Origin of the sequence: Streptomyces sp. NPDC048751, from assembly GCF_043198595.1 — a bacterium.
Lineage (GTDB): Bacteria > Actinomycetota > Actinomycetes > Streptomycetales > Streptomycetaceae > Streptomyces.
Map to the genome: position 1 here is coordinate 38,254 of NZ_JBICUX010000019.1, position 23,907 is coordinate 62,160.

Sequence of the window (23,907 nt, forward strand, 5' to 3'; positions counted from 1 at the left end):
CTGGAATCGCGAGGTCCTCATGCGCAGACCAACTTCACTCCGCAGACGTCCGTCTGCGGTGCTCGCCGCCGCGATCGCGGCCCTGGTCTCTTTGGCGGCGCTGCTCGTCGCCACTCCCGCCCAGGCGGCCACCAGCGGCGCCCTGCGCGGCGTCGGCTCCGGCCGGTGTCTCGATGTGCCGGGCGCCGGCCAGACCGACGGCACGAACCTGCAGATCTGGGACTGCTGGGGCGGTGCCAACCAGCAGTGGACGCTGACGGACAGCAACCAGCTGACCGTCTACGGCAACAAGTGCCTGGACGTCCCGGGCCACGCCACCACGGCCGGGACCCGGCCGGTGATCTGGTCCTGTAACGGCGGTACCAACCAGCAGTGGCGGGTGAACGCGGATGGCACGATCGTCGCCGTGGAATCCGGGCTGTGCCTGGACGTCTCGGGCGGCGCCACGGCCAACGGCACGGCGGTGCAGCTGTGGAACTGCACCGGCGCCGGCGGCCAGAAGTGGACCGGTCTGTCCGGCACGACCAACTCGTGTGCTCTTCCATCCACATACCGGTGGACCTCGACGGGTCCGCTGGCGCAGCCGGCGAACGGATGGGCCTCGCTGAAGGACTTCACCACCGTGACGTACAACGGCAAGCACCTGGTCTACGCGACCTACTCCGACGGATCGTCGTGGAAATCGATGGGGTTCGCTCCCTTCACGAACTGGTCGGACATGGCCTCGGCCGCCCAGATCTCCATGCCCTCGTCCGCGGTGGCGCCCACCCTGTTCTACTTCGCGCCCAAGAACATCTGGGTGCTGACCTCAAACGGGTGGGGTACCCAGTGGCCCTTCGTCTACCGCACGTCCAGCAACCCCACCGATCCCACCAGCTGGTCCGCGCCGCAGCCGCTGTTCACCGGCAGCGTCCCCAACGGCAGCGCGATCGACCCGACCCTGATCGCCGACGACCAGAACATGTACCTGTTCTTCGCCGGTGACAACGGCCAGATCTACAAGTCGACCATGCCGATCGGGAACTTCCCGGCCAGCTTCGGCTCGTCGTACACGACGGTCATGAGCGACACGGTGAAGAACCTGTTCGAGGCGCCGCAGGTCTACAAGGTCCAGGGCCAGAACCAGTACCTCATGATCGTCGAGGCTCGCGGTGCGACGGAGCAGCGCTTCTTCCGCTCGTTCACGGCCTCCAGCCTGAACGGTCCGTGGACCCCGCAGGCCGCCACCGAGTCCAACCCGTTCGCGGGCAAGATCAACAGTGGCGCAACATGGACTAACGACATCAGCCACGGTGACCTGGTCCGCAACAACCCCGACCAGACCATGACCATCGACCCCTGCAACCTGCAGTTCCTCTACCAGGGCCTGTCCCCCAACACCCCGTCGGGCACCGACTACATCAAACTGCCGTACCGCCCGGGCCTGCTCACCCTGCAGCGCTGACCCGCGCACACCTGACCACAAGCTGGTGACCGTGCCTGCCGGGCACGGTCACCACCGGCTTCCGCTCTGTCTCCCCTAAAACGCCAGGCCCTAGTCCTCACGGAGCATGCGGGCGGCCACCGTCGGCTCCAGGGGGTTGACCATCACTCCCGAGCCGTGTTCCCCGGCGGCGATGTGCCGGCGCCTCCCCGGTGCGTGCCAGAGGCCGGTCACGTGCAGATGCAGATGGGCCTGAGGCCAGTGGCCGCGGGTGGGCCGCTGGTGGATCCACATCATCGACGGCATGGTCCCGCCCCCCACCCGGTCGAGCCGGCGCAGCGCCTCGCCGAGCATCCACGCCAGTTCGTCGCGGGGCCCCGCCGTGAGTGACGGCAGGTCCGGCAGGTGTTCGCGGGGCGCGAGGCGCAGCTCGTACGGCCAGGCCGCCGCCCGGGGCACCCAGGTGCGCCAGCCTCGCGTTTCGAGCACGACCAGTTCGTCGGGCACCCTCTCCGCGCACAACGCGCATGTGCTGGAGCTCAGTTCACGCATGGGGAGGTCGGGCGGCTCGGGGAACGCGAAGATCTGGCCGTGCGGGTGGTCCACGGTCGCCCCGGCTTCGCCGCCGCGGTTCTCGAAGACGAGCACGTAGCCGGTGTCCGCCCGCCGCCCGAGTTCCCCGGTGCGCTCGGCCCACAGATCGACGACCTTGCGCACTTCCCCTTGGCTCAGTTGGGCCAGGGAACTGGTGTGACGCGGTGTGTAAAGGACGACTTCGCTGGCTCCGGGCAGCGCGGGCCAGCGGTTGGGGAAGGCCCTGACGTCGTACGGATCGGGGGCCTCCGTGCCGCCGGGGCAGAACGGGCACTCCGCGGCCGGCGTCTGCGGTCTGCCCTGTCGGTGCCCCGCGATCAGCACCTGCTGGCCGGTGAGGGAGTCGCGCAGCACCCCACGGCCGGTCGGCGTGCCCGGGTCCGCGATCCGCGCGGAACTCTCGATCGGTGGCGCGTCGGTCATCCCGCACCACCCGGCATCCGCGCCGGACCGCTCACGGCACCGGCCGTGTGCGGAACGCCCGGCCGGCCTCCGGCCACCGTCTCCAGCCGCACGAGTCCCCCGCGGGCGACCTCCAGAAGACCGGTCGCATGGGTGCGAAGGTCGGTGCCCGGTTCCGGTGCGGGAAGCACCTCGATGGACAGCGGTCCGCGGTAGCCCGCCCGGTGGGCCGCGGCCAGCAGGTCCGCCGTCGACTGCCGGCCGCGGAAGGGCGCGGTGCGCGGACCGCTGTCCGCGGACCGGGGCGTACCGTCCGGAATCCCGCTGACGTGCAGCCAGCCGACCGCGTCGTGGGGAAGCGTGCTCAGCCACTCGGGCCCGAGTCCCGCCCGGTAGAGGTGGAAGGTGTCCACCAGCAGCTGGGGTCGATGACCGGTCGACTCCTGCGCGGTGCGCAGGATCTCCGGGGCGGCGGCGAGATGGTGGGTGTCGTTGAGCTCCAGGCACATGCGCAGCCCATGGCGGGCGGCTTGCGCGGCGAGCCGCCCGGCCCGGTCGGCGAGCCGGTCACGGGTCAGCGCGCTCATGCCGGGGCGCTGCCCGTTGAAGAAGGCGGAGACCCGCGTGCCGCCCGCCTCGGCGATGAGGGCGAAGATCCGTGGGATGTCCCGGAGGCGCTGCTCGAACACCTCGTCCGGAACGCTCCCGTTGTACGGCCCCGACCACGGGCAGGAGAAGACACCGGCCCGTACTCCGTTGCGGGCACACAGCTCGGTGAGCCGGCGCGGCCCGATCGCGACGAGTTCGGCCACGGGGACCTCGATCACGTCGTAGCCGGAGGACGCGCTGACCGCCACGTACTCGGCGAACGGTACATGGAATCCCAGGGTGCCGGGGTCAAGGGCCCAGCCGGCGAAGGTGGCGGCCTGTGTCATGGCCGGCTCCCCACGGGTACCGCCGACGCGGTGAACGCGCGTGCCGCGGGCAGGGCGCGGAGCAGGGCCCGGGCGATGTCGGCGGCGTCGTCCGGGGTGATGCCTTCGTTCCAGTTCAGCACGAAGCTCTCTCTCAGGAAGCGCTCGGCGTGGGGACAGTCGCCCGGGCGGTAGACGGGCGGCTCCGGGTGCAGGGTCCAGGGCAGGCCGTGGCGCCCTTCCGCGCCCCGGCGCTGGAGGGCGGCGCTCAGGTACAGCGGCGAGGTGCCGATGTAGCCGGGGGCGAACGGTACGCCGTCGGCCTGGAGCGACTTCTCCACGGCGGCGGCCAGCTCCGGTTCGTCGGCGAGCTCCGGCCAGCGCACGCACAGGGCCCACCAACTGGCCCGCTCTCCTGGGCGTTCGGTGGCGATCACCGTCCCCGGCTCGTTCTTCAGCGCTTCGACGACCACGGCGTACGACCGCCGCCGTCGAGCGATGATCTCGGTCGCCCTGCCGAGCTGGCACAGGGCCACCGCCGCGGACAGTTCCGGCATGCGGTAGTTCAGGCCGACCATCGGGTAGGCCCGGCCGCCCTGCCGGCCCCTGAGCCACCCCTTGTTCTGGAGAAGTTCGGTGCGCTCGTGGAATCGGCCCTCGGCCACGACGATCCCGCCTTCGCCGCAGCTGACCACCTTGGACTGCTGGAGGCTGAAGCAACTGATGTGACCATGCGTTCCCGCGAAGCCTTCGCGGTCGTAGCTGAAGTGCGCCTGGGACGCGTCCTCGACCAGGTAGACGCCGCGCGCGTCGGCGAGCGCACGCAGTTCCGCGGTGTCGGCACATCGGCCGAACAGGTGGACGGGGAGGATCGCGCCGGTGCGCGCGGTCATCGCCGCCTCCACCGTCTCGCAGGTCACCATCCCCGTCTCCGGCGCCACGTCCGCGAAGACGGGCACCAGGTTGGCCTGGACGATGGCGATGATCGTGCCCATGTCGGTGATCGGAGTGGTGACCACCTCGGATCCCGGCGCGAGGTCCAGCGCGGCGAGGGCCACATGCAGCGAAGCGGTCCCGGACGACACGGCGAGGGCGTGCGGGACGCCCAGGCGTTCGGCCCAGGCACGTTCGAGGGCGTCGACAGCCGTGCCTCCCCAACGGGTGAGCGTCCCGCGGCGGAGCACGGCCCGTACGGCCTCCTCCTCCTGGGGGCCGAAGAGCCTGCCGGAGCCGTTGTACGCCACCGGCAGCGGCGCGGTGCGGACAGGTTCCCCGCCGAGGAGAGCGGGGAGGCCGGTGTCGCGGAACAACTCGCCGCTCAACGCGCCACCTCCGCTCTCGCCCCCAGGCGTACCGACTCACCGGTGCGCGAGGACTCGTACACCGCGTCGAGGGTGCGCAGCACGTCGACGTGGTGGACCGCGGCGAGTTCGCTCTCCCGGCCCTCCGCCAGCGACGCGAGGAACTCGGCCATGGGTCCGGCGAAGGCGTCCGGGAACCACGACGTGGCCGTGGTGAAGGTCTCCTCGCCGGCGTCCGTGGTCACCCGCAGATCCCTCGGCGTGGCGACCAAGGTGCCGGCGGGGCCCGAGACGACGATCTGCTCGGCGTCCGGGTGGTAGTGCCATACGCCGTCGTCGCGGCAGGCCCAGTCCTCCACCAGGTTCGCCACGGCTCCCGACGCGAATCTCAGCACGATGATCGCCACGTTGTCGCCGTCGACCCCCAGTCCCTCGACATTGCGGACCACGGAGTACACCGAGGTGACCGGCCCGAAGGCCCAGTGCAGGAGATCGACGTGGTGCACGGCCATCTCGTAGGCGATCAGCCGGGGGAGACGGCTGCGCCACTGGTCGCCGTCCTTGCGGTTCAGACCGCGATTCACGAACGAGACGAGGGGATCGGGCCCGACCACGCCGTGCGCGAGCAGCTCACGCGCCTTGCGAAAGGTCGGCACCCAGCGGCCGTTGAGGTTGACCGCCATCGGGACGCCCAGGGCCGCGGCGCGGTCGGCGAGGTCCTGCGCTGTCCGGCTGTCCTGCGCCAGGGGCTTCTGCACCAGCAGCGGCGGGCAGGCCCGCCCGCAGGTGTCGAACAGCTCGGTCAGGAACGCCTGGTGGAGGGGGGACGGCAGGGCGACGTCCAGGACGTCCAGTCCGAGGGACGGCAGTGCCGCGGCGAACTGCGCCCCGGAGGTGAAGACCCGGGGCCGTGGCACGTCCCCCATCGCGTCGAGCGCACGGTCGATCGCGAACGGGTCGTTGTCGAAGAGGACGGCCGGGGTCAGGCCGAGCTGCAGATAGGCGGGGATATGGGCGTAACTCGCGATACCACCCGCCCCCGCGATACCGATCCGGGTCCCGGCCGCGGGCCGGGAGAAGATCGGAGTTTCATCCAGGGACCGGACATGGTGCCCGGTCCGTGAGGGCATGGACAAAATTCCTCCTGCGAAAAGAAGCAAGCGAGCTGGTGTTCAGCAGCGGAAAAGGGTCGACACTTGATTGTGACTGACGACTGTGACAGCCTGTCAAGGCGCGATTGTATGTGCAGTCATGATGCGCGGTTGTGAGGATGTCGTACGCGAGGGGAATCGGGATGCCGACCGGTCAGGCCGACGGACACCACCAGCTGGAGAGCTACCTGGGGGAACTGGGGCACGCCCTGTCCCTCCTGGACCGATCAGCCGTGGTCCGCTACGCCGAACAGCTGAGCCTGGCGCGGAGGGAGGACCGGCAGGTGTTCGTCCTCGGCAACGGCGGAAGCTCCGCGACAGCGAGCCACCACGTCACCGACCTGCTCAAGACCAGCGCCGTCCAGGGCTACGCGCCGCTGCGGGCAAGCTGCCTGAGCGACAGCACCCCCCTCACCACCGCCATCGCCAACGACATCGCCTACGAAGAGGTGTTCGCCTACCAGCTGGCCGCCTACGCCCGTCCCGGGGACCTGGTCGTCGCACTGAGCTGTTCGGGGACCAGCCCCAACGTCGTGCGCGCGGGGGAGACAGCCAGACGCAACGGCCAGCGGCTCGTCGCCCTGACAGGTGACACCGCCGTCGGCGTGGCTCCCCTGGCGGACATCCACATCCGGGTGGCCAGCAGCAACCACGGCATCATCGAGGACGTCCACATGGCGGTCTCCCACGCGGCCGCACAGATGCTGCGGGGAACCCTGGAGCGCCATGCCGCTCGGCATGCCCCGGTCGCCTCCCCGAAGCGCGAGGACGGCTCGCCCTCGCAGACCCCACTGCTCAACGTGCCGGAGCCGGCGTGACCCTGGGTCCCCAGTCCGGGGCGCGGCCGGCGGTCTTCCTCGACCGGGACGGGACGCTGATCCGCGAGGTGCCGTATCTCGGCGACCCCCGACAGGTGCAGCTGCTGCCCGGCGCGGGCGAGGCCCTGCGCCGGCTCACCGCCGCCGGCTTCGCGACCGTCCTGGTGACCAATCAGTCCGCCATCGGCCGGGGGCTGATCAGCGAGACGGCGTACCACGCGGTCCACGCGGCCCTGGAGCGGCTGCTCGCCGACGAGGGGTGTCGCCTGGACGCCTCGTACTTCTGCCCCGAGGCCCCCCGTACCGCGGAGCGGACGGTGATCGAACACCCGGACCGGAAACCGGGCCCCGGGATGCTGCTGCGGGCTGCGGCGGAGCTGCGCCTGGACCTCGCGGCCAGCTGGATGGTGGGCGACATGGTGAGCGACGTACTCGCCGGACTGAACGCCGGCTGCCGAGGCGGCGTTCTCGTGGGAGCGCCGAGGGGCGGGGGAGTGCCGGCCGCCGGGAAAGCGCCGGCGGGCTTCGTCCGGACCGCCCCCGATGTGGCAGCCGCGGCGGGCCTCGTGCTCGCTTCCCTCCACGCCGGCCCGCCCTTACCCGAAGCCGACCCCGGCGACGTCCGGGAGTCCGAAAGGAGCAGAAGGCAGTGACCCACCCCATGTTCGACGACTACTCGGTGAACGATCCGAACACCGCCATGCACGGCATGAGCGAGACCGTGTCCACCTACGAACCGACGATGAAGGCCTTGTTCGTCAACACCTACGACGAAGTGCGGGCCCTGCTGCGTGAACGGTCCCTGCAGAACGCCAAGATCAGCGACCCGCTCATGCAGATGCTCCCCCCTGAACAGTACGAACTGCACCGGCCCATCAAGGAGTTCCTGGCTCTGTGGCCGCTCTTCTCCCACGGCGAGTACCACGCCGCCCTGAAGGAAGGACTGCGGCCGGCGTTCACCAACGCGGCCCTCGAACCGGTCCTTGACTCGGCACGGGCGCGCTGTGCGGAACTCGTGGAGGCGGCCCGTGCCGCCGGCACCACGGAATGGGTCGACACCTTCTCGTACCCCTTCGCCCGGCACCTGATCGCCGCCCTCTTCGGAGTTCCCGAGCACCGGCTGCGGCCGGCCGTCTCGGCGGCCGATGCCATCGTGCAGTACATGGCGAAGCCGTTGTCGCTGACCGACGACGACCTGGCCCTGACCACGCGGGAGGCGCTGGACCGACTCCGCTCGGAGATCCTCGGCACCCTGCTGGCGACCGGACACGGTCCCGCGGCGGAGGCGCTGCGCGCCATCGAGGCGTCACCGGATCTCGGCCCCGAGGCCGCGGTGGCGGCCGCCGCGCAGATACTGACCGGGTCCCTGGACCCGCTCGCCTCGCTGCTCACCGACGCCGTCCGCCACTGGGCCCGTACAGAGACCCACGGCGACCACGGCGCCGACGCACTCACCGAGGAGACCCTCAGGCTGGGCTGTCCCTTCCGCTTCGTGCAGCGCCATGTCAGCGGTCCGCTCACCGTGGACGGCCACGCGCTGAGCCGCGGAGACCGCATCCTGCTGGGGCTCGGGCCCGGCAATCTGGACCCGCGGCACTTCTCCGACCCCCTGGCCTTCCGCCCCGGCGACGACCGACTCGCCCATCTGTCCTTCGGGTTCGGGCCGCACTACTGCCCCGGAGCCTCCCTCGCTCGCGGCAGCATCACAGCGCTGTTCGACACGCTGCGGCAGTCCCGCGCGGTGGTGACCGTCGACGAGAGGGAACTGCGTCGCTCGCCCTACCTGTCGGTGGGCAAGGTCCTCGCCCTTCCGGTCACCTTCCACTGAACCGCCGCGGCCGGTCAGCTCCGCCGGGGACCCGCGTCCGCGCCGCCGGGCGGCTCGTGGCCCTCGGGCCCGGCCGCCGGCATCGCGGCCCCGGCCGCGGCCAGCCCGGTCACGGACAGCGGGGGAGGCGTTGCCGGAAGCTGGGCGAGCCGGGTGCGGCGGGCGTGCCGGACGAGTGCCTCGGGCGAGAGGGCGTCGATGCGTGAACGGACGTGCTCCAGCATGGCCTTCGCGCAGGCCAGAACCGCGTCGTCGTCCAGTGGCCGGGTCTCGAGGGCCATCTCCCCGGCCGAGATCTTCTGGAGGCTGCGGAACAGGTCGCCCATGTGGACCTCGCGGATGGTCAGCGAGAGATGAGCGGACAGTCCGCTGTCACCGGTGGCCCGATGCGCGTAGCCGCGGGGGATGTACAGCACTTCACCCGCCCTGAGCGTGGCCTGCATGACCTCGGGCGGCGGGTCGTCGTCCACCCGCCCCTGCTGCCAGTTGCCGTCGGCCGGACCCTCGTGCACGTGCCAGTGCTTGCTTCCGTTGATCTGGATGACGAGCACGTCGGCGTCGTCGCGGTGGATCGGTACCCCCTGCCGGCCGGCCGGGGTGACGAAGCAGAAGGCCTCCACGGGCAGACCCATCTCGTCCGACAGGGCGGCGAGCAGCTCGCGGGTGGGCCCGTGCCACTGGTCGACGCGACGCATGAGCAGCGTCGCGCCCTGCTCGAGCAGCAGCGCGATCTTCCGCTCGTCGGCGAACCCGTCGTGCTTCGCGCTGTACATCGTCCGTGACGACAGGTAGGCCGAGGGGCTCAGTGCCGTGTCGGAGCGGGTCATCTCGACATACGGATCGCGGAGCAGACCCGTGGCGAACGCCGCGTCGACGTCGGCGAGAGTGAACGGACTGAACGCCCCTCCGTCCGGCCGGAACACCCCGGGGCGCCGGCGCCAGTACGTGGTCATGAAGGCGCTGGTGTCCCCCACCCACCGGGCGAGTGTCGGAGCGTGCATCGGCCCTCCTCATGAGCTGCGGAGCTGCCCGACGAAGTGCCGTCGGCTCTCCACCGGATCACACTGACGTCGAGAGTGACAGCTGTTATGACTCGATGTCAACTTTGCAGTCAAGGCTTTCTTTCCGGGCGTCCTTTCGGGTACGGTCACGTTGCCGCGTTCGACCCTCGGGTCTTCTGCGGAGAAATTGTCGCGCATCCGCGCCACCAATTCGAGAAAGGGAAAGACATGACCGACAACCAGGTCGACATCGACATCACCAACCTCTCCGACGAGGAACTCGACGACATCGTGGGCGGCACCTTCGTCCTGTCCAGCAAGTGCGTCATCTGAAGTAGCTGAACCCGTCGCGGGCTCCGTCCGACGGAGACCGCGCGTCCGCCCCAGGCGTCGCAGCCCGGCTGCAGCGCCTGGGGCATCGGTACGGAACGTGCCGCACGAACTGGTCGGCGTGCCGGAGTCACACACTCCCGGCACGCTGCCGCGGACCGGAAAGGGCAGGAGGATGTCGGCAGATTCGCGCTTCCGGACGGAGGCGCTGGAGCACCATCGACGGGCTGATGGTCTGGGCCCGGTGTTCGGGCATGACGCCGGGGCGCATCGACCCAAGGGGCTCGGGGCCGTCGTCGCAGCCGCCCGGGAGGGGTTCCGCCTTTCCCGTCGCAGGCGACTGTCCGTCTGCTACCAGACCCAGGTCAGCGACTGCGGGCCGGCCTGTCTGGTGACCACCCTGCGCTACCACGGCATCGAGGTGGACCTCGACATGGTCCGCGCACGCGCGGATTCGGGCCGCAACGGTTCGTCCGCCCGGACGCTGCTGGAGATCGCCCGCTCGTTCGGCCTGCGCGGCAGAGGCGTGCGCGTCGACCTCGACGCGCTTCCCAAGCTGACCCCCGGCGCCATCCTGTTCTGGAACTTCAGCCACTTCGTGGTGCTCGAGGCGGCGACCAAGGACTACGTGGACGTCATCGACCCGGCGTTCGGGCGCCGACGGCTGAGCCGCGCGTCGGTGGCCGAGGCGTTCACGGGCGTGGCGCTGGAGTTCGAACCTCCCCTGGCGCAGACCCGCGTCAAGGAAGCCGGAACCACGGGACACGGACCATGGAGGCAACTGCGCCAGTTCCTCCCCCGCGGCCGGGAACTGACACAACTCGCTGTCGTGTCGGGCGCACTGATGGCCTTCGAGCTGGCACTGCCCCTGACCACCGGCTTCCTGGTCGAGCAGGTGGTCCCGGACCGGTCCGTCAGCGGGCTGTGGTTGGCCGCGGCCGTTCTGGGCGCCCTGGCGCTCCTGTTCCTCACCCTGCAGGTGGTGAGATCGTTCCTCGTGACCAAACGGCAGGCGGTCATCGAGAAACGCCTGACCCTGGGCATCGTCGACCACCTGGCCTCGCTGCCGTACGACTATTTCACCGTCCGCAACTCCGGTGATCTGGCGATGAGGGCCCGGACCAGCAGCGTGCTGACCCAGGTGCTCAGCCTCACGGCGGTGTCCGCCACCTTCGACGTCCTGCTGACCGTGGCCTATCTGACAGCCATCGTGCTGGTCAACCCCTTCCTCGCCTCGGTGGTGATCACGCTGATCGCCGTCCAGGCGGGTGTTCTCGTCCTCACCTGGCGGCGGCAGACGGTGCTCAGCCAGGAGGTCCTGGAGCGGCAGACGAGGTCCCAGGAAGAGCTCGTGGAGATGCTGGAGAGCATCACCAGTCTCAAGGCCAGTGGCATGGAGGGACGTTCGGCGGAACGCTGGTCGCACTCACTGGTCCGCGAGGTGAACAAGCGACTCCACGCCCGCCGCAGTCTCGCTCTGACCACGTCGCTCAGCCGCACCATCCAGTTCGGGGCCCCTGCCCTCGTTCTCCTGCTGGGCGTCCGGCAAGTGATCGACGGACAGACCTCGCTCGGCGCCGCGCTGGGTTTCATGACTCTGACACTGGCGCTCTTCGTCCCGCTTGTGGGGGTGTTCGACGCCGCCTCCCAACTCGCCATGATCCGGCCCACGTTGGCACGGCTCGACGACGTCCTGCGTACCCCGCCGGAGCCGCGCGGGCTGCTGGCCGACACCGGGGTGGCGGAACCGGGCCGGATCACCGCGACAGGGGTGGCCTTCCGCTACGCCGGTGCTCCCGTCCCCACCCTGAAGGACGTGGAATTCGCCATCGAACCCGGCCAGTTCACCGTGGTCGTGGGCAGATCGGGGTCGGGCAAGTCGACCCTCGGCATGCTGCTGGCGGGGCTCCACCTCTGCACCGCGGGGACCCTGACCGTCGACGGCGTGGACCTGGCGCAACTGGACCGGCCCACGTTCCGGCGGCAGATCGGCTACGTCAACCAGGACGCCCGGCTCTTCGGTGGCTCGATCCGCGAGAACATCGTCTTCGGAGCGGACGAGGACCTGGGCAAGGACGAACTGATCGACGCCGTGAAGCTGGCCCTCGTCCACGACGAGATCGAGGCCATGCCGATGGGCTACAACACGCTGGTGGGCCCGGGCGGACACGGGCTTTCCGGTGGGCAGCGGCAGCGGATCGTCCTGGCGCGGGCACTGGCCAAGAAGCCGCGCCTGCTGATCCTCGACGAGGCGACCAGCGCCCTGGATCCGGCGCTGGAGAAACGCATCCTGGAGGGACTGCTCGCGGCCGGCGTCACTGTGGTCGTCATCGCGCACCGTCTCACCGTTCTCGACCAGGCCGACCAGGTCATCGTCATGAGCGGCGGGCGGATCGTGGAGTCGGGCGCACCCGCCGAACTCCGGGCGAGGGGTGAGGAGTTCGCGTGTCTGATCTGACCCTGCCGCAGAACTCCTCGGACCGCCCGCAGGACGGCACACCGGGGAGCCCGGGCCCGGCTGTGGTGCCCCTGACCTTCGAGCAACAGCGCTACCACGCGAAGATCAACCAAGCCGGCTGGATGCACAAGAACGTCCGCATCTCCTTCGAGATCCAGGGTGATCTCGACACCTCCCGGCTCGTCGAGGCCCTCGGCTCGTTCGTCCGTCGGCACGACGCCCTGCACATGAGGCCGGTCCCCGGCCCCGATCTGCCGCAGGGCCAGCAGGCCCACCCTGTCGGCGCCGACGAGCAGGTGGTGAGCGTGCGGAGTGTGCGCGCCGCCTCGGCCGAACAGTTCTCGCGGTACGCCTCGGCCGTACTGTCACGCGACGTCGTCACCCCGTGGGCGGCGGGCGCCCGCCCGTTCACCCTGCGCCTGCTGAGTCAGGACGACCGGCACCACGCGCTGCTGGCGACATTCCAGAACCTCGTCTTCGACGGCCGCGCGCACCACCTGTTCGCCCGGGAGGTCTGGCGCGACTACGAGGCCCTCGGGCGAGGGGACACGGTGCCGTCCACAGCCCCCTCGTTCGCCGCCGCGGCGATCCGCCGGCGCGAGGGCGCGACCCCGGAACGGACGGCCCGGGCCCGGCAGGACTGGCGCCGACGCCTGGCCTTCGAAGCCGTCAACAGCTGGACGCGGCCACCTGAAGCCGTCAGCACCGAGGACGGCGTCGTGCGGGTCGAGTTCCCCGCCGAGATCGTGGGACAGCTGCGCCGGCTCTGCGAGCGAGAGCGGTGCACGGTACCCCAGTGGGTGGTCGGCTCCTTCGCACGGGCGGCCGGCCGGGCGGCCGGGCGACAGCGACTGGCGATCTGGACCACGTTGGACACCCGGTCCACACGCGAACGGGACCTGGTGGGGATGCTGGCAGGCTCCGCCCCGCTGTCACTGAGCGGACTGGACCAGAACCTGCCCGGCGTGGTGGACCAGGTCCGCGGTCAGCTTCTCAACGCCCTGCGTCACCAGATCATGACGTCCCAGGACATCGCCGCCTGCACCGCCGAGCTCCCACCGGGCATCGCCGCGCGGGACGGGCAGCAGATCATCGTCCACCTGCGCACCTTCGAGGGCGACTACGCGGCGACACGCGACACGGGACCGTCGAGGATCACCACCGACGCCTACCCCCTGGTCCGCATCAGCTCGACGCAGGACTCCGCCATGCTGCTGAGCTGCAACGCCTACCACGACCGCCTGTTCATCAGTCTGCGCTTCGACGGAGAGACGGTCGGCAGACCGCTGGCCCGGAGCATCCTCCACGCCATGGCCACGGACGTGGTGGACACCGTGGCGCGCGCGAGCGCCTCCGCCGCTCCGCGGCCGGGAGCGGCCCGCACCGAAGTGCCCCGTCCCGCCGTACCTCTGGTCCGCTGAATCGATGCCCGCGGCCACCGCCCCACCTGATGTCACTGGAGAATCAATGCCCGACACCCCACTCGGTCATGTGCTGACCGCCGCGTCCGACATCCTCATGCGGGAGGTCGGGCCCGGGGACGACTTCTTCTCGGCCGGCGGCGACTCCGTCGCGGCCGTGGAACTCGCCACCGAGCTGGAGAAGGTCTTCCGCACCGAGATCGACGTGGAACTGGTGCTGACCCAACCGGACTTCGCGGCTCTGGCCACCGTCCTCGCGGACGCCTCCGCCGACCGGGACAGGTGAGACGGGTGCAGCCCTATCTGTGCGATCCCTGGACGACGGCGGACCGGTTCCCGGACCGCCCGGCAGTCCTCGTCACTGACACACAAGAGGCGTACTCCTTCAGGGAGTTGACGGTACGAGCCGACGCGCTGGCCGAGGGACTGAAGAGGGCGGGTGTACCGGAGGGCGCCATCGTCTCGACGGACATCCCCACCGGACCGCGGTTCTTCGCCCTGGTACTCGCCGGGCTGCGGTACGGCTACGGAGTCTTTCCCGTGGGCGGCCACCACTTCGGCACCTCGACGGCCGCCACGCTGCTCACCGACACCGCCGCGGCCGTCCACGTCACCGACGGCGGACGGCCCCTCGGACCGCTGCCCTGCCCGGTCCTCCTCGACGACGAACTGGCCGCCCGGTCCGAGCCGGCGCCCGCCTCCCCCGAGTCCATGGACCGACCGCGGGCCGGATACCTGATCTTCGCCACCTCGGGCACCACCGGCGAACCACAGGCCGTGCTCCGTCCGCGCCCGCCGCGTCCGTACAAGGGCGTCGCGGTCGCCGAGCGTTATGGCGCCGGGACCGACCGCGGCCCGCACATCATGGCCAACCCGACCTACCACCTCGGAACACTCGGACCGGCTCTCTACGCCCTCCAGGCGGGCAGTGCGGTGGTCGTCCAGCGCGCTTGGTCGCCCGGAAACTTCGTCGCGACGGTCGACCGCTACGAGGCGGACAGCGCCATGCTGAGCCCCGACCGGCTCCTGGAACTGGTGGAGCATGGGAAGGCCCCGGAGCACCGGCTGCGGGTGGTCTTCCACGGCGGGTCGGCCTGTCCGCCCGAGGTCAAGCGGAGCGCCGTCGACCTGCTGGGTCCCGTGCTCCACGAGTACTACGGCACCTCGCGCGGCACCCTCACGGAGATCAGCTCGGACGACTGGCTCAGACATCCGGGCTCCGTCGGGCGACCACTGCCGGGCATCCGCATCGAGATCGTGAGAGACGGGCACACCGTACCGGCGGGCGAGGTCGGCGAGATCTGTGTGAGCCTGCGCGGAGCCGATCGGAGCAGTGACGAGGACCGCTTCATGGGCACGGGGGACATCGGGTTCGTCGACAGCGACGGCTTCCTCACGGTGGTCGGCAGGGCGGACGCGTCGGGGGACCCGGACCAGGCGCGTCTCGAACACGAGATCCGGCTGATCCCAGGGGTGACGGACGTCGCCGTCGTCGGTGGCGACCTCACCTGTTACGTGGAGGTCAGCAAGCGTCGGTCGGCCGACGTGACGCCCGGCATCCGCGCGGCGGCACAGCGCCTCGGCCTGACCCTGCACGGCGTCGTCACAGGTCCCACCGGCTCGCTGCCCCGCACCCCCAGCGGCAAGATCGCACGGTCGTCGCTCGGCACGGCCCGGCCGGCCGACGCGGACACCGGCCCGGGGCGATGAACCGGGGCACGCTGGTACCGACGGTGTACGGCTGGCTGCGAAACCACGCACGGCGCCACCCCCGCAGAACAGCCGTGACGACATGGCGGGACGGAGCGGTCGGCTCCCGGACGACTTTCGCCGGACTGGCGGAGCTGGCCGAGTCCCGCGTTTCCGCCCTCCGCGCGGAGGGCGCGGCGCCCGGCGACCGGGCCCTCCTCGTCCTGCCGAACGACGCCTCCTTCACGGCCGCCTTTCTGGCCGTCGTCGGGGCGGGGCTGATCGCCGTGCCGGCACCCACTCCGGAGGTGTCGCGTCCGGAGGCGTTCCGCGACCGGCTCCAGGGCATCGTCCGGGACTGCGATCCCGCCCTGGTGATCACGACGGACCGGTGGCACAAGGAGATCGACTCGCTCCTGGACGAGTGGGGCGCCCGGTGCGCCGTACGGTGTTGGGAGAGCGTCGGCGCGTCCAGGATCGCGCCCCGGGACACAGCCACCCACGCGGCGGCGGACGACATCGCCTTCCTGCAGTACACCTCCGGGTCGACGGCCGACCCGAAAGGGGTGGCCATCAGCCATGGAGCTCTGCTGGCGAGTTGCGGCCAAGCCGCGCAGGTCTACCAGGAGCGGCCCGCCGACGTGGCAGTGAGCTGGGTGCCGCTCTCTCACGACATGGGCCTGGTGACCGGCGTCCTCCGGCCGATCTTCACCGGGTACGAATCCGTGCTGATGTCGCCCCGCGAGTTCGCGCGGACACCGGCGTCCTGGATGTCGGCCGTCAGTGAGTGCCGGGGCACGCTGTCCAGCGCGCCGGACTTCGGCTACGACCTGTGTGTGCGGCGCGTCAGGGACACGGAGGTCAGCGCCCTCGACCTCTCGTCGTGGAGAGTGGCCCGCAACGCCGGGGAGGTCGTCCGGCCCGACACGATGAACCGCTTCGCCGCCCATTTCCGGCCCGCGGGGTTCCGCAACAGTGCGTTGTGCCCCTCTTACGGCATGGCCGAGGCCACCCTCACGGTCACCACGAGCACACCCGAGCGGCCCGCCCTGCGCCTGACGGTGCTGCGCCGGGCTCTGACCGAGGGCTCGGTCGTTCCCCTGGACCGGGGGAGGGACACCGGCGAGCCCATCGCCTCGCTCCTTTCCTCGGGCACCCCGCTGCCGGGCACGCGGGTGGACATCCAGGGCGCGGGAGAGGGAGCTGTCGGCGAGATCCTCGTCCAGGGGCCCCAACTGTTCACCGGCTACTGGCGGCAGGACCCGGCGACCGCCCCCGCGCCCGACGGCCGAGGCCGGCACGCCACAGGTGACCGCGGCTTCCTGTACCGGGGTCACCTGTTCGTCCTTGGCCGCGCCGACGACGTGCTGGTGCACCACGGGAAGAAGTTCCACTCGGCGGACGTCATCGCGGTGTGCGCCGGCTTTGCCGAAGTCACCCCCGGCCGCTGCGTCGTCTTCGCAGCGGAGGGAGTCGACGACCCGCTCGGCGGGCGGGGAGCGCGCGTGCACCTCGTGGCCGAGCTCCGCGTCGACCGGCCCCCGGCCGAACTGGCCGGGCTTCTGCGGCGCCGACTGGCAGGGGAACTCGACCTTTACGTCTCGCAGGTGCACTTCGCGCCACGCGGCAGCCTGCCCGTCACCACCAGCGGGAAGCTCCGGGCAGCCGAGGTCAGGCGCCGTGTCCTGGCGGGTACGCTGCCCCTGCTCGAGTAACAGGCTCAGCAGCAGAGCGGGAGGTCGTCGTCGCCGGGCCCGCCGCCGGCCGGCGCGGCCGCAGGAGTTCCCGGGGCGCCCGTCGGCAGGGTGGGGAGCGCTCCCATCGTCGTGACGCCTGCGGACAGCAGCACGATCAGGGAAAAGGCAGCAAGAGTACGCACGGTGGACCTCTCCATCACTTCGGCTTTGCGCCGAGCGGTTCGACTGCAGAGAGCTTGACACTCCATGACTGGCCCAGTCAAGAATTGAATGACAGGTTTGAAATGCCCTCTGGAGTGGGTTTTGTGTAAGTTGGCCGCCCTGAAAAGTGGCCTTCGGGCGGCAATGTGCGCAGGTCTTTGACGATGATTTTTCCTTGTTACATTGCGAGTCATAATTGAGTCACTATGTAATCGGGGGATGGTAAGATTGGCCGGAGCGTTGACGGACATTCAGCAGGTGTCCGACGTACTCGCCGCCCAGGGCTACCGTTGGCAGCCGCCGCCGCCCCTCGTGCCGTCCGACCGCGCCGAACTGTTCCCGAGCCACCTCGCGCCCTCCTGGATCGATCCGCTGCTCGGCTCGTTGGCGCACGCGCGCGGGGGCGTCCACACCGTGCGCTGGTCGATCGCGGCGCGGCACCTGGACGCGGTACCGGTAGCCATGCCCCCTTCGGCCCAGCGGGTACTGAGTGCCGTCTGGGCGGGGCCGCGTCCGTTCCACGTCTCCATCGAGCATGTCACCCAAGCGCTCGCCGGCGTCGGGGTCTGCGCGAACGAACTGGCCTTCGTCGTGTCGGCACACCCCTCCGGCTCGCATGCCCTGCGTGAGGCCCTCGCCCGCCTCGGAGTGAAAGACCGTCAGATCGGGTTCGACTGGCGCACCGTGTCGCCTGTGAAACGGGCCGTGCTCGCCGGCGGGCCGCACTTGCGCATCGAGTTCCCCGTCGGATCCCCCTGTTGGGGCACGTGCGGTCCCGGATGCCGTTGCGGACGCTACCTCGTGCTCGCCCACCTGCAGTTCAGTCCGGCGTCCCAGGTGCGCTCCCTGCTGGAGGTCGCGGTCCTGGAAAGCGAACTCCTCAGCGCCGTGGACGACACGCGTGAACCGTTCGGCGTGCGACGCTTCGAGGCGTTGGTGAAAAGCGTCCACGAGGTGCTGCCGGCGCACGGGACACCGCGCGCACAGGCCCAGCGTGTCCGTCTGCTCGTCGACCGCGCCTTCACCGCCGCCCTGTTGATCGGATCCGGCTTCCTGCCGGGCCCACGGGGGCGGCCGCATGTGGTGCGCCGTCTGCTGAGGAACGCGGCCACGGAGCTCGCCCTCACAGGTGTGTCCCTGACCCGGCTGGAAGGCCTGGTCAAAGTGGCCGACAGGACCGTACGCACCCCACTGGGCTTCACGCCGCTCGCCGATCACCTGCTGGAGACGGTGCGCGAGGAGCGCGAACGCTTCGCACGCGTGCTGGCCAGAGCGCCCCTGCTCCTGGAGGGCGCTGTGACACCCCGCCACCAGCCCGCCGAACGAGCCCGGGCCCTGCTGCGCCTGCGTGGCGACCACGGCGTCCCACTCGGAGTCGCCGTCGCGTGGTGCCGGGAGCACGGCATCGCCGTGTCCCTGCGGCACCTGGCCCGGCTCGACCGTGATCGGCACGTCGAGTGGCCACACCTCGAGCGGTGATCAGGTCGCAGGAAACCCACGGCGACCCATCAGCGCAGATGGGCGTGCCAGGCCCCGCGTCTGCGGCATGATCCGCCGGGCAGGTCCTAGGGTCCTGTTGGCTGCAAGGAAAGAAGCACACTCCAGGTGAGCAGGCGTATCGGGTTGTACCCGCGTGTTCGTGTCGAGGGCGGTGGCAGTGGGGTGGTCTCGCAGGCCGGAGCGGTGGTGTTGGTCGAGACGGTTCGCAGGGTGGGCCTGGACACCGCGATATCGGCGCCGCCGACGCCGTGGCGCAAGCCGCGGACGGTGCGCGACCCGGGCAAGGTCCTGCTGGATATCGCGCTCGCGACGGTCCTGCGGGACTGCCTGGCCGATGTCGCCATGCTGCGGGCCGAGCCCCACGTGTTCGGTCGGGTGGCGTCCGGCCCGACGGTCTCCCGGCTCGTCGACGTCCTCGCCGCAGCAGGGCCGAAGGCGCTTACCGCGATTCGTACGGCGCGAGCCGAAGTGCGCGATCAAGTCTGGGAGTTGGCCGGTGCGGACGGTCCTGCCGCCGAGGGCAGCGGATCGTGGACAGACGGTGTGCTGGTGCTCGCGTACTCCGAAAAGCAGGACGCCACCGCGACCTGGAAGAAGATCTTCGGCCACCATCAGCTCGTCGCGTTCCTCGACCACGGCCAGACCGGGTCCGGGGGGCCGGTGGGCACCGAGCGGCCCGGTGCCTGGGTCGCGGAGATCACCGACATGCCCGACCTGAGCACGTGGCCGAAGGGGATGCAGCTGATCGTCCCCAAGGAACGCCCGCACCCCGGCGCCCAGTTGCGGTTCACCGACCTCGACGGTCTGCGGCTGACCTGCCTCGCGACCAACACGCATGCGCCTGTTCTCCGTCGCCGCCCAGCTCGCGAAAGGACCCACCACACAGCCACAAAGTCCCCGTCAGCAAGCTGATGCGGACTCATGAATGATCGAGGTCAGGGGTTGTTTTCTGCCTCAGCCGTAGTCAGCCGTCTCTAAGGTGTGCGTCAGGGAAGTCCACTGATCGTCCCGGAGGCGTCATGCCCTTGCAGATGAAGTTGAGCGCGATAACCCTCGACTGCCCGGATCCGCTGGCCTTGGCGGCGTTCTATCAGCAGGCCACCGGCCTGGAACTCCATCCCAAGTCGAACGCAGACTTCGCCGGTCTGGACTGTGAGGACGAAGTCTTCATCGGTTTCCAACGGGTCGATGGCTACCGGGCTCCGCGCTGGCCTGAACAGACCGTTCCTCAGCAGCTTCACATGTGTTTCAAGGTCGAGCAGGACTTGGACGACGTCGAAGCCCGGTTGCTGGAGCTGGGTGCGGGTAAACCGGAGCATCAGCCTCATGGGGCCAGGGCGCGCGTTCTCACCGATCCAATTGGGCACCCCTTTTGTATCGTTGAGGAGGCTGATTGAGCTCGGCGAGCGAAGTCAGTTCCGGACAGTTGGCTAGAACGGCCTTGAAGTGGGGTCCTCACGGGCGGCGGCGCTGTCCGTCTCCGCAGCGTCGCCGCTGCCGTACCGTCGCAGCAACCACACCCCGAACGCGACGTGGAACACGTACACGCACACCTCCCACCAGTCCGCGATGGCACCCGGCGAGCGGATCTGGAAGAAGTCATCAAGTCCATGGACGAAAACCATGGGCCAGACCGAGCCGATCGCGTAGCGCAGCGTGGCGCAGGTGAAGCCGAAGAGCCCGGCGGACAGCACCTGCCACAGCGTGTCGTCCAACGCGGCCCCGAAGAACACATAGTTCTGGAAGTGGCCGACGCCGAACAGGAAGCCGACGGCGAGTGCCGCGCGCGTCGCCCCGAGCGGGGTGAGGGCCTGCTGTACCAGACCCCGGCTGTAGACCTCTTCGTTGATGCCGACCCACAACAGCGACACCAGGGAGCTGACGAGCAGGCTCGTGCTGGCGTGAAGGCCCGGGGCGGCGTAGGAACACGCGACGACGAGCATGGGCACGGCCAGCCACCAGCGCCGTACCCGGCCGAGCGTCGCGACCCCGGACCGACGCAGCCACCCCCACCGCCACAGCACGAACCAGACGCCCACGAAGCAGACCGCGTTGACCGCGCTGGCGCCGAGATCGGGAAACCAGGACGGGGCCAGCGGCGGCAGGATCACCTTGGCGAACAGCACCAGCACCACATGCCAGGCGAGCGTCAACTCGACGGCCCCCCACAGCGGATGGCGCATGACATGGCCTTTCCACCGGCTCACCACGCATCGAGCTCAGCCGCGAACTGTGGCCGAAGGCGGTGTTCAGCAACGCGAGCGCAGCTTCTCGTCCTCCCTGCGATCGTCCGACCGCCACAACCAGCGGAGGGCATCGGGAAGCAGGACCCCGCCGTGGTTGGGGCTGTGGCCGCCGTCGCCCAGGACGAGGCGGAAGTCGTAGCCGCCTTCCGCGAGCGCGGCCGCCACGCGCAGGTTGTTGGCGAGCCAGTTGGCCTCGGGTTCGTTCCAGCGCAGGTCACGATGGCCCGCTTGCATGAAGATACGCAGCGGCCTGCGCGGGACGCGGGGAATGAGTTCGGGGTATGGGTTGCCGCCCGGCATCTGCGCGAAGCTGGACAAGTACCCGATCACCCGGCGGAACTTGTCCGGGCGCAGCCAGGCTGCGGTAAAGGCGCAGTTGCCACCGCTACTGCCACCACAGATGCCCCACCGGTCGGGGTCCTCGGCGATCGAATAGCGCTTCGTGACCTCAGGGATGATCTCTGTCAGGAGAAAGCTGACGTACCGATCGTCGTAGGCGTCGTACTCGGTGTTGCGGTTCTTCGGATCCTCAGCGTCTGGGAAGACACCCGGGTCGACGAACACGCCGATAGTGACCGGGATGTCACCGCGGTGGACCAGATTGTCCAAAACGATCGCGCCTCGGACCTCCCCTTCAGGGTCCAGGTACCACCATCCGTCCTGGAACACCATCAGCGACGCCGGCTCCGAGGGGTCGTACCGCGCGGGCGCGTGCAACCAGAACTTCCGTGCGGTTCCCGGGTAGATCGCGCTGTCGCTCCAGTCGAACTCGATCGTCTCGCCGGCCGGTACGCCTGACTGCACGGCGGAGTCGGGGCCATGGGCGTAGCGCACGTCTGACTGGTGAATCGGAAGCGGCTCGTAGGGCACCTCGATCGTCACGCGGCCCAACCTAGGAGAGATCAGGAACGGCCTCAACGGTGTTGCCCGGAGTTGGTTCGTCCGGGGCCTCGAAGCACGAGGCCCCTCCAGACGGGCGCGGTCCGGCTCGTAGATTGTGCCCATGATCGAGGAGACGTCGCCCGAGCGATTAGAGCGGTCCACAAGACGGAGGCACGCTGCCCCGAGGGGGGTGAAAGGCGGGGGACTGCTGCGTTCGTCCGCGCTGATGGCGGCGGGCACCGTGGTCTCGCGTGCCACCGGCCTGATACGGCTGGTGCTGCAGGGGACCGCGCTGGGCACCGGGCTACTGGCCACCACCTACAACCAGGCCAACACGGTGCCGACCAGTTTGTACTTCCTGATGATCGGCGGCGCACTGAACTCTGTTCTGGTTCCCCAACTGGTCCGGGCGCGCGCGGAGGACCCCGACGGTGGGGCGGCCTTCGAACAACGCCTGGTCACCCTGGTGTTGTGCGTCCTCGGCGTGGGGGCCGCGCTGGCCGTGTGGGCCGCTCCGGAGATCATCAGCATCTACCAGCGCGACACTCCCGCCACGCACGACGCGTTCGAGCTGACCGTGGTCTTCGCCCGGTTCCTGCTCCCGCAGATCTTGTTCTATGGCGTGTTCAGCATCCTCGGACAGGTCCTCAATGCTCGGGACCGGTTCGGCGCGATGATGTGGACCCCGGTCCTCAACAATCTCGTCCTGATCGCCATGTTCGGCCTCTACCTCGGCCTGATGACGGCCCCCGAACGGGTCTCGGACATCACTGATGCCCAGGTCAGGATGCTCGGGGTCGGGACCACACTCGCTCTCGCCCTCCAGTCACTCGCCTTGATCCCTTACGCGCACGCGGCCGGTTTCCGGTTCCGGCCGCGCTTCGACTGGCGAGGAACCGGCCTGCGTAAGAGCGTGAACGCAGCCCGGTGGACCTTGCTGTTCGTGCTGACCAACCTCGTGGCGAGCACGGTCGTCACGCGCCTGGCCTCCTCCGCCGACGCTGCGCTGTCCCAGGACGGCGTCGGCTACACCGCCTACAGCTACGCCCAGCAGATCTGGATGCTGCCCCAGTCGATCGTCACCGTCTCCCTCGTGACGGCCCTGCTGCCGCGCATGAGCCGGGCAGTGGTTGAGGACCGTCTCGACGACCTGCGCGCCGACCTGTCACGCGCGCTGCGGGTCAGCGGTGTCGTCATCGTCCCGGCCGCCTTCTTCTTCCTCGCCTTCGGTCCGCAGATCGCTCAGCTGCTCTTCGCTCACGGCCCCGCCGGCGCCGCGGCCACTGCCCCCCTGGGCCACATGCTGCAAGCCTTCGGCTTGGGACTGATCCCGTTCTCGGCCCAGTACCTCCTGCTGCGGGGCTTCTACGCCTTCGAAGACACCCGCACGCCGTTCCGGATGGCGTTGTGGATCAGTGGCATCAACATCGTGCTCGCCACCGCCTGCCACCTCCTGTTGTCCCCGCGCTGGGCGGTCACGGGCATGGCTGCCGCCTACGCTCTGTCCTACGCGATCGGCCTGCTGCTGACCGCCTTGCGCTTGCGGCGACGCACGGAGGGGCTGCTGGACGGTCGGCGTATCTGTCGCACCTACGCGAAGCTGACCGCGGCCGCCACCGCTGCCGGGGGCGCCGGTTGGCTCGTCACCCGCTTCTGCGGTCAGAGCCTGGCAACAGCCACTTGGGCACCGGCGCTTGCGTTGACCGCGGGCGGCGCCGCAATGCTCCTGCTGTTCCTGCTCTTTGCGCGGATCTTCCGGATCGGGGAGCTGCGCAGCCTGCCGGGGCTGCGATGACAGACGGGCCTGATCGGCTCGTTCACCAGGCAGTTGACCGGTCGGCGCCGCGCGCGTGCGGAGATTCCGTCGGTGGACGACCCCGACCTTGCCCAAGCGCTGTTTCCAGGCCTCCCCGGAACGCGACCCCTGATCCACTGCGCCGGGACTCTCGGTCCCCCGCTACATCGCCTTCCACGTGCCGTCGATGAGGCGTTGAGCGAGTGCGCGGTGGGCGTTGCCGAAGATCTCGATGTGGCGTTGCACTCCGGCGGTG

Annotated in this window: 20 protein-coding genes and 1 pseudogene; 13 read left to right on the forward strand and 8 right to left on the reverse strand. The window is 69.8% G+C overall.

The genetic code is table 11. The features are described from left to right. Nucleotides 1-19 precede the first annotated feature (19 nt). Nucleotides 20-1,444 carry a non-reducing end alpha-L-arabinofuranosidase family hydrolase gene (locus tag ACGFNV_RS40335; RefSeq protein WP_393629823.1) on the forward strand — a complete coding sequence of 475 codons (1,425 nt, stop codon included), beginning with the start codon at nucleotides 20-22 and terminating at the stop codon, nucleotides 1,442-1,444. 90 nt (nucleotides 1,445-1,534) lie between these two features. Here the strand turns inward: ACGFNV_RS40335 and ACGFNV_RS40340 are convergent, their stop codons facing one another. Genes ACGFNV_RS40340 through ACGFNV_RS40355 form a run of 4 tightly spaced genes read right to left on the reverse strand, consistent with a single transcriptional unit; the run spans nucleotide 1,535 to nucleotide 5,764 of the window. Next, nucleotides 1,535-2,440, reverse strand: a complete 906-nt coding sequence (locus tag ACGFNV_RS40340) for a galactose-1-phosphate uridylyltransferase (RefSeq protein ID WP_393629824.1) — start codon at nucleotides 2,438-2,440, stop codon at nucleotides 1,535-1,537. Next, nucleotides 2,437-3,354: a sugar phosphate isomerase/epimerase family protein gene (locus ACGFNV_RS40345; RefSeq protein ID WP_393629825.1), complete on the reverse strand. Its 918-nt coding sequence runs from the start codon at nucleotides 3,352-3,354 to the stop codon at nucleotides 2,437-2,439. The genes ACGFNV_RS40340 and ACGFNV_RS40345 overlap by 4 nt, the downstream gene beginning before the upstream one ends. Further along, the gene (locus ACGFNV_RS40350) at nucleotides 3,351-4,655 is read right to left on the reverse strand and encodes a DegT/DnrJ/EryC1/StrS family aminotransferase (RefSeq protein ID WP_393629827.1); all 1,305 of its coding nucleotides are present in this window, start codon (nucleotides 4,653-4,655) and stop codon (nucleotides 3,351-3,353) included. Before ACGFNV_RS40350 ends, ACGFNV_RS40345 begins: the two co-directional genes overlap by 4 nt. Next, the gene (locus tag ACGFNV_RS40355; RefSeq protein ID WP_393629828.1) at nucleotides 4,652-5,764 is read right to left on the reverse strand and encodes a Gfo/Idh/MocA family protein; all 1,113 of its coding nucleotides are present in this window, start codon (nucleotides 5,762-5,764) and stop codon (nucleotides 4,652-4,654) included. The genes ACGFNV_RS40350 and ACGFNV_RS40355 overlap by 4 nt, the downstream gene beginning before the upstream one ends. A gap of 164 nt (nucleotides 5,765-5,928) precedes the next feature. Here ACGFNV_RS40355 and ACGFNV_RS40360 point away from each other — a divergent pair, with 164 nt between their 5' ends. From ACGFNV_RS40360 to ACGFNV_RS40370, 3 genes are read left to right on the forward strand one after another with little or no spacing between them, the layout of a single operon-like run. Further along, nucleotides 5,929-6,603 carry an SIS domain-containing protein gene (locus ACGFNV_RS40360; RefSeq protein ID WP_393629830.1) on the forward strand — a complete coding sequence of 225 codons (675 nt, stop codon included), beginning with the start codon at nucleotides 5,929-5,931 and terminating at the stop codon, nucleotides 6,601-6,603. Next, nucleotides 6,600-7,256 carry a D-glycero-alpha-D-manno-heptose-1,7-bisphosphate 7-phosphatase gene (locus ACGFNV_RS40365; protein WP_393629832.1) on the forward strand — a complete coding sequence of 219 codons (657 nt, stop codon included), beginning with the start codon at nucleotides 6,600-6,602 and terminating at the stop codon, nucleotides 7,254-7,256. The genes ACGFNV_RS40360 and ACGFNV_RS40365 overlap by 4 nt, the downstream gene beginning before the upstream one ends. Further along, complete coding sequence (locus ACGFNV_RS40370) at nucleotides 7,253-8,431, forward strand: cytochrome P450 (protein ID WP_393629833.1); 1,179 nt, start codon at nucleotides 7,253-7,255, stop codon at nucleotides 8,429-8,431. Before ACGFNV_RS40365 ends, ACGFNV_RS40370 begins: the two co-directional genes overlap by 4 nt. 14 nt (nucleotides 8,432-8,445) lie before the next feature. Here the strand turns inward: ACGFNV_RS40370 and ACGFNV_RS40375 are convergent, their stop codons facing one another. Next, nucleotides 8,446-9,432: a JmjC domain-containing protein gene (locus ACGFNV_RS40375; RefSeq protein ID WP_393629835.1), complete on the reverse strand. Its 987-nt coding sequence runs from the start codon at nucleotides 9,430-9,432 to the stop codon at nucleotides 8,446-8,448. 505 nt (nucleotides 9,433-9,937) lie between these two features. Between ACGFNV_RS40375 and ACGFNV_RS40380 the strand changes: the two genes are divergently transcribed. The 5 genes from ACGFNV_RS40380 to ACGFNV_RS40400 are packed head-to-tail and all read left to right on the forward strand — an operon-like array spanning nucleotide 9,938 to nucleotide 17,045. Then, nucleotides 9,938-12,220, forward strand: coding sequence for a peptidase domain-containing ABC transporter (locus ACGFNV_RS40380; RefSeq protein WP_393629837.1), 2,283 nt, complete (start codon nucleotides 9,938-9,940; stop codon nucleotides 12,218-12,220). Then, a complete protein-coding gene (locus tag ACGFNV_RS40385) occupies nucleotides 12,208-13,641 on the forward strand; it encodes a condensation domain-containing protein (protein ID WP_393629838.1) in 1,434 nt (477 codons plus the stop codon). The genes ACGFNV_RS40380 and ACGFNV_RS40385 overlap by 13 nt, the downstream gene beginning before the upstream one ends. A 46-nt stretch (nucleotides 13,642-13,687) precedes the next feature. Continuing rightward, on the forward strand, nucleotides 13,688-13,927 hold the full coding sequence (locus tag ACGFNV_RS40390) for a phosphopantetheine-binding protein (protein ID WP_166662560.1): 240 nt from the start codon (nucleotides 13,688-13,690) through the stop codon (nucleotides 13,925-13,927). 5 nt (nucleotides 13,928-13,932) lie between these two features. Continuing rightward, nucleotides 13,933-15,351 carry a class I adenylate-forming enzyme family protein gene (locus tag ACGFNV_RS40395; RefSeq protein ID WP_393629840.1) on the forward strand — a complete coding sequence of 473 codons (1,419 nt, stop codon included), beginning with the start codon at nucleotides 13,933-13,935 and terminating at the stop codon, nucleotides 15,349-15,351. Beyond that, nucleotides 15,348-17,045 carry an AMP-binding protein gene (locus ACGFNV_RS40400; protein WP_393629842.1) on the forward strand — a complete coding sequence of 566 codons (1,698 nt, stop codon included), beginning with the start codon at nucleotides 15,348-15,350 and terminating at the stop codon, nucleotides 17,043-17,045. Before ACGFNV_RS40395 ends, ACGFNV_RS40400 begins: the two co-directional genes overlap by 4 nt. 5 nt (nucleotides 17,046-17,050) lie before the next feature. On the opposite strand, the gene ACGFNV_RS40405 is transcribed toward ACGFNV_RS40400, so the two are convergent. Continuing rightward, nucleotides 17,051-17,209 (reverse strand): hypothetical protein, encoded by a 159-nt coding sequence (locus ACGFNV_RS40405; protein WP_393629843.1) that lies wholly within the window; start codon nucleotides 17,207-17,209, stop codon nucleotides 17,051-17,053. Nucleotides 17,210-17,486: 277 nt separating this feature from the next. Here ACGFNV_RS40405 and ACGFNV_RS40410 point away from each other — a divergent pair, with 277 nt between their 5' ends. The 3 genes and pseudogenes from ACGFNV_RS40410 (at nucleotide 17,487) to ACGFNV_RS40420 (ending at nucleotide 20,125) form a co-directional block, all read left to right on the forward strand. After that, nucleotides 17,487-18,707 carry an alanine--tRNA ligase-related protein gene (locus ACGFNV_RS40410; protein WP_393629845.1) on the forward strand — a complete coding sequence of 407 codons (1,221 nt, stop codon included), beginning with the start codon at nucleotides 17,487-17,489 and terminating at the stop codon, nucleotides 18,705-18,707. A gap of 126 nt (nucleotides 18,708-18,833) precedes the next feature. Continuing rightward, a pseudogene (locus ACGFNV_RS40415) lies at nucleotides 18,834-19,601 on the forward strand (transposase); the annotation flags it as partial. A 146-nt stretch (nucleotides 19,602-19,747) separates the two neighbouring features. Continuing rightward, complete coding sequence (locus ACGFNV_RS40420; protein ID WP_393629846.1) at nucleotides 19,748-20,125, forward strand: VOC family protein; 378 nt, start codon at nucleotides 19,748-19,750, stop codon at nucleotides 20,123-20,125. Between the two features lie 33 nt (nucleotides 20,126-20,158). Here the strand turns inward: ACGFNV_RS40420 and ACGFNV_RS40425 are convergent, their stop codons facing one another. Together ACGFNV_RS40425 and ACGFNV_RS40430 are read right to left on the reverse strand one after the other, a co-directional pair. Then, nucleotides 20,159-20,911: a CPBP family intramembrane glutamic endopeptidase gene (locus tag ACGFNV_RS40425; RefSeq protein ID WP_393629848.1), complete on the reverse strand. Its 753-nt coding sequence runs from the start codon at nucleotides 20,909-20,911 to the stop codon at nucleotides 20,159-20,161. Between the two features lie 66 nt (nucleotides 20,912-20,977). After that, nucleotides 20,978-21,856 carry an alpha/beta hydrolase gene (locus tag ACGFNV_RS40430; protein WP_393629849.1) on the reverse strand — a complete coding sequence of 293 codons (879 nt, stop codon included), beginning with the start codon at nucleotides 21,854-21,856 and terminating at the stop codon, nucleotides 20,978-20,980. A 121-nt stretch (nucleotides 21,857-21,977) separates the two neighbouring features. On the opposite strand from ACGFNV_RS40430, the gene murJ reads away from it, so the two are divergent. Next, nucleotides 21,978-23,651, forward strand: coding sequence for a murein biosynthesis integral membrane protein MurJ (gene murJ / locus ACGFNV_RS40435; RefSeq protein ID WP_393629850.1), 1,674 nt, complete (start codon nucleotides 21,978-21,980; stop codon nucleotides 23,649-23,651). The last annotated feature ends 256 nt before the right edge of the window (nucleotides 23,652-23,907 follow it).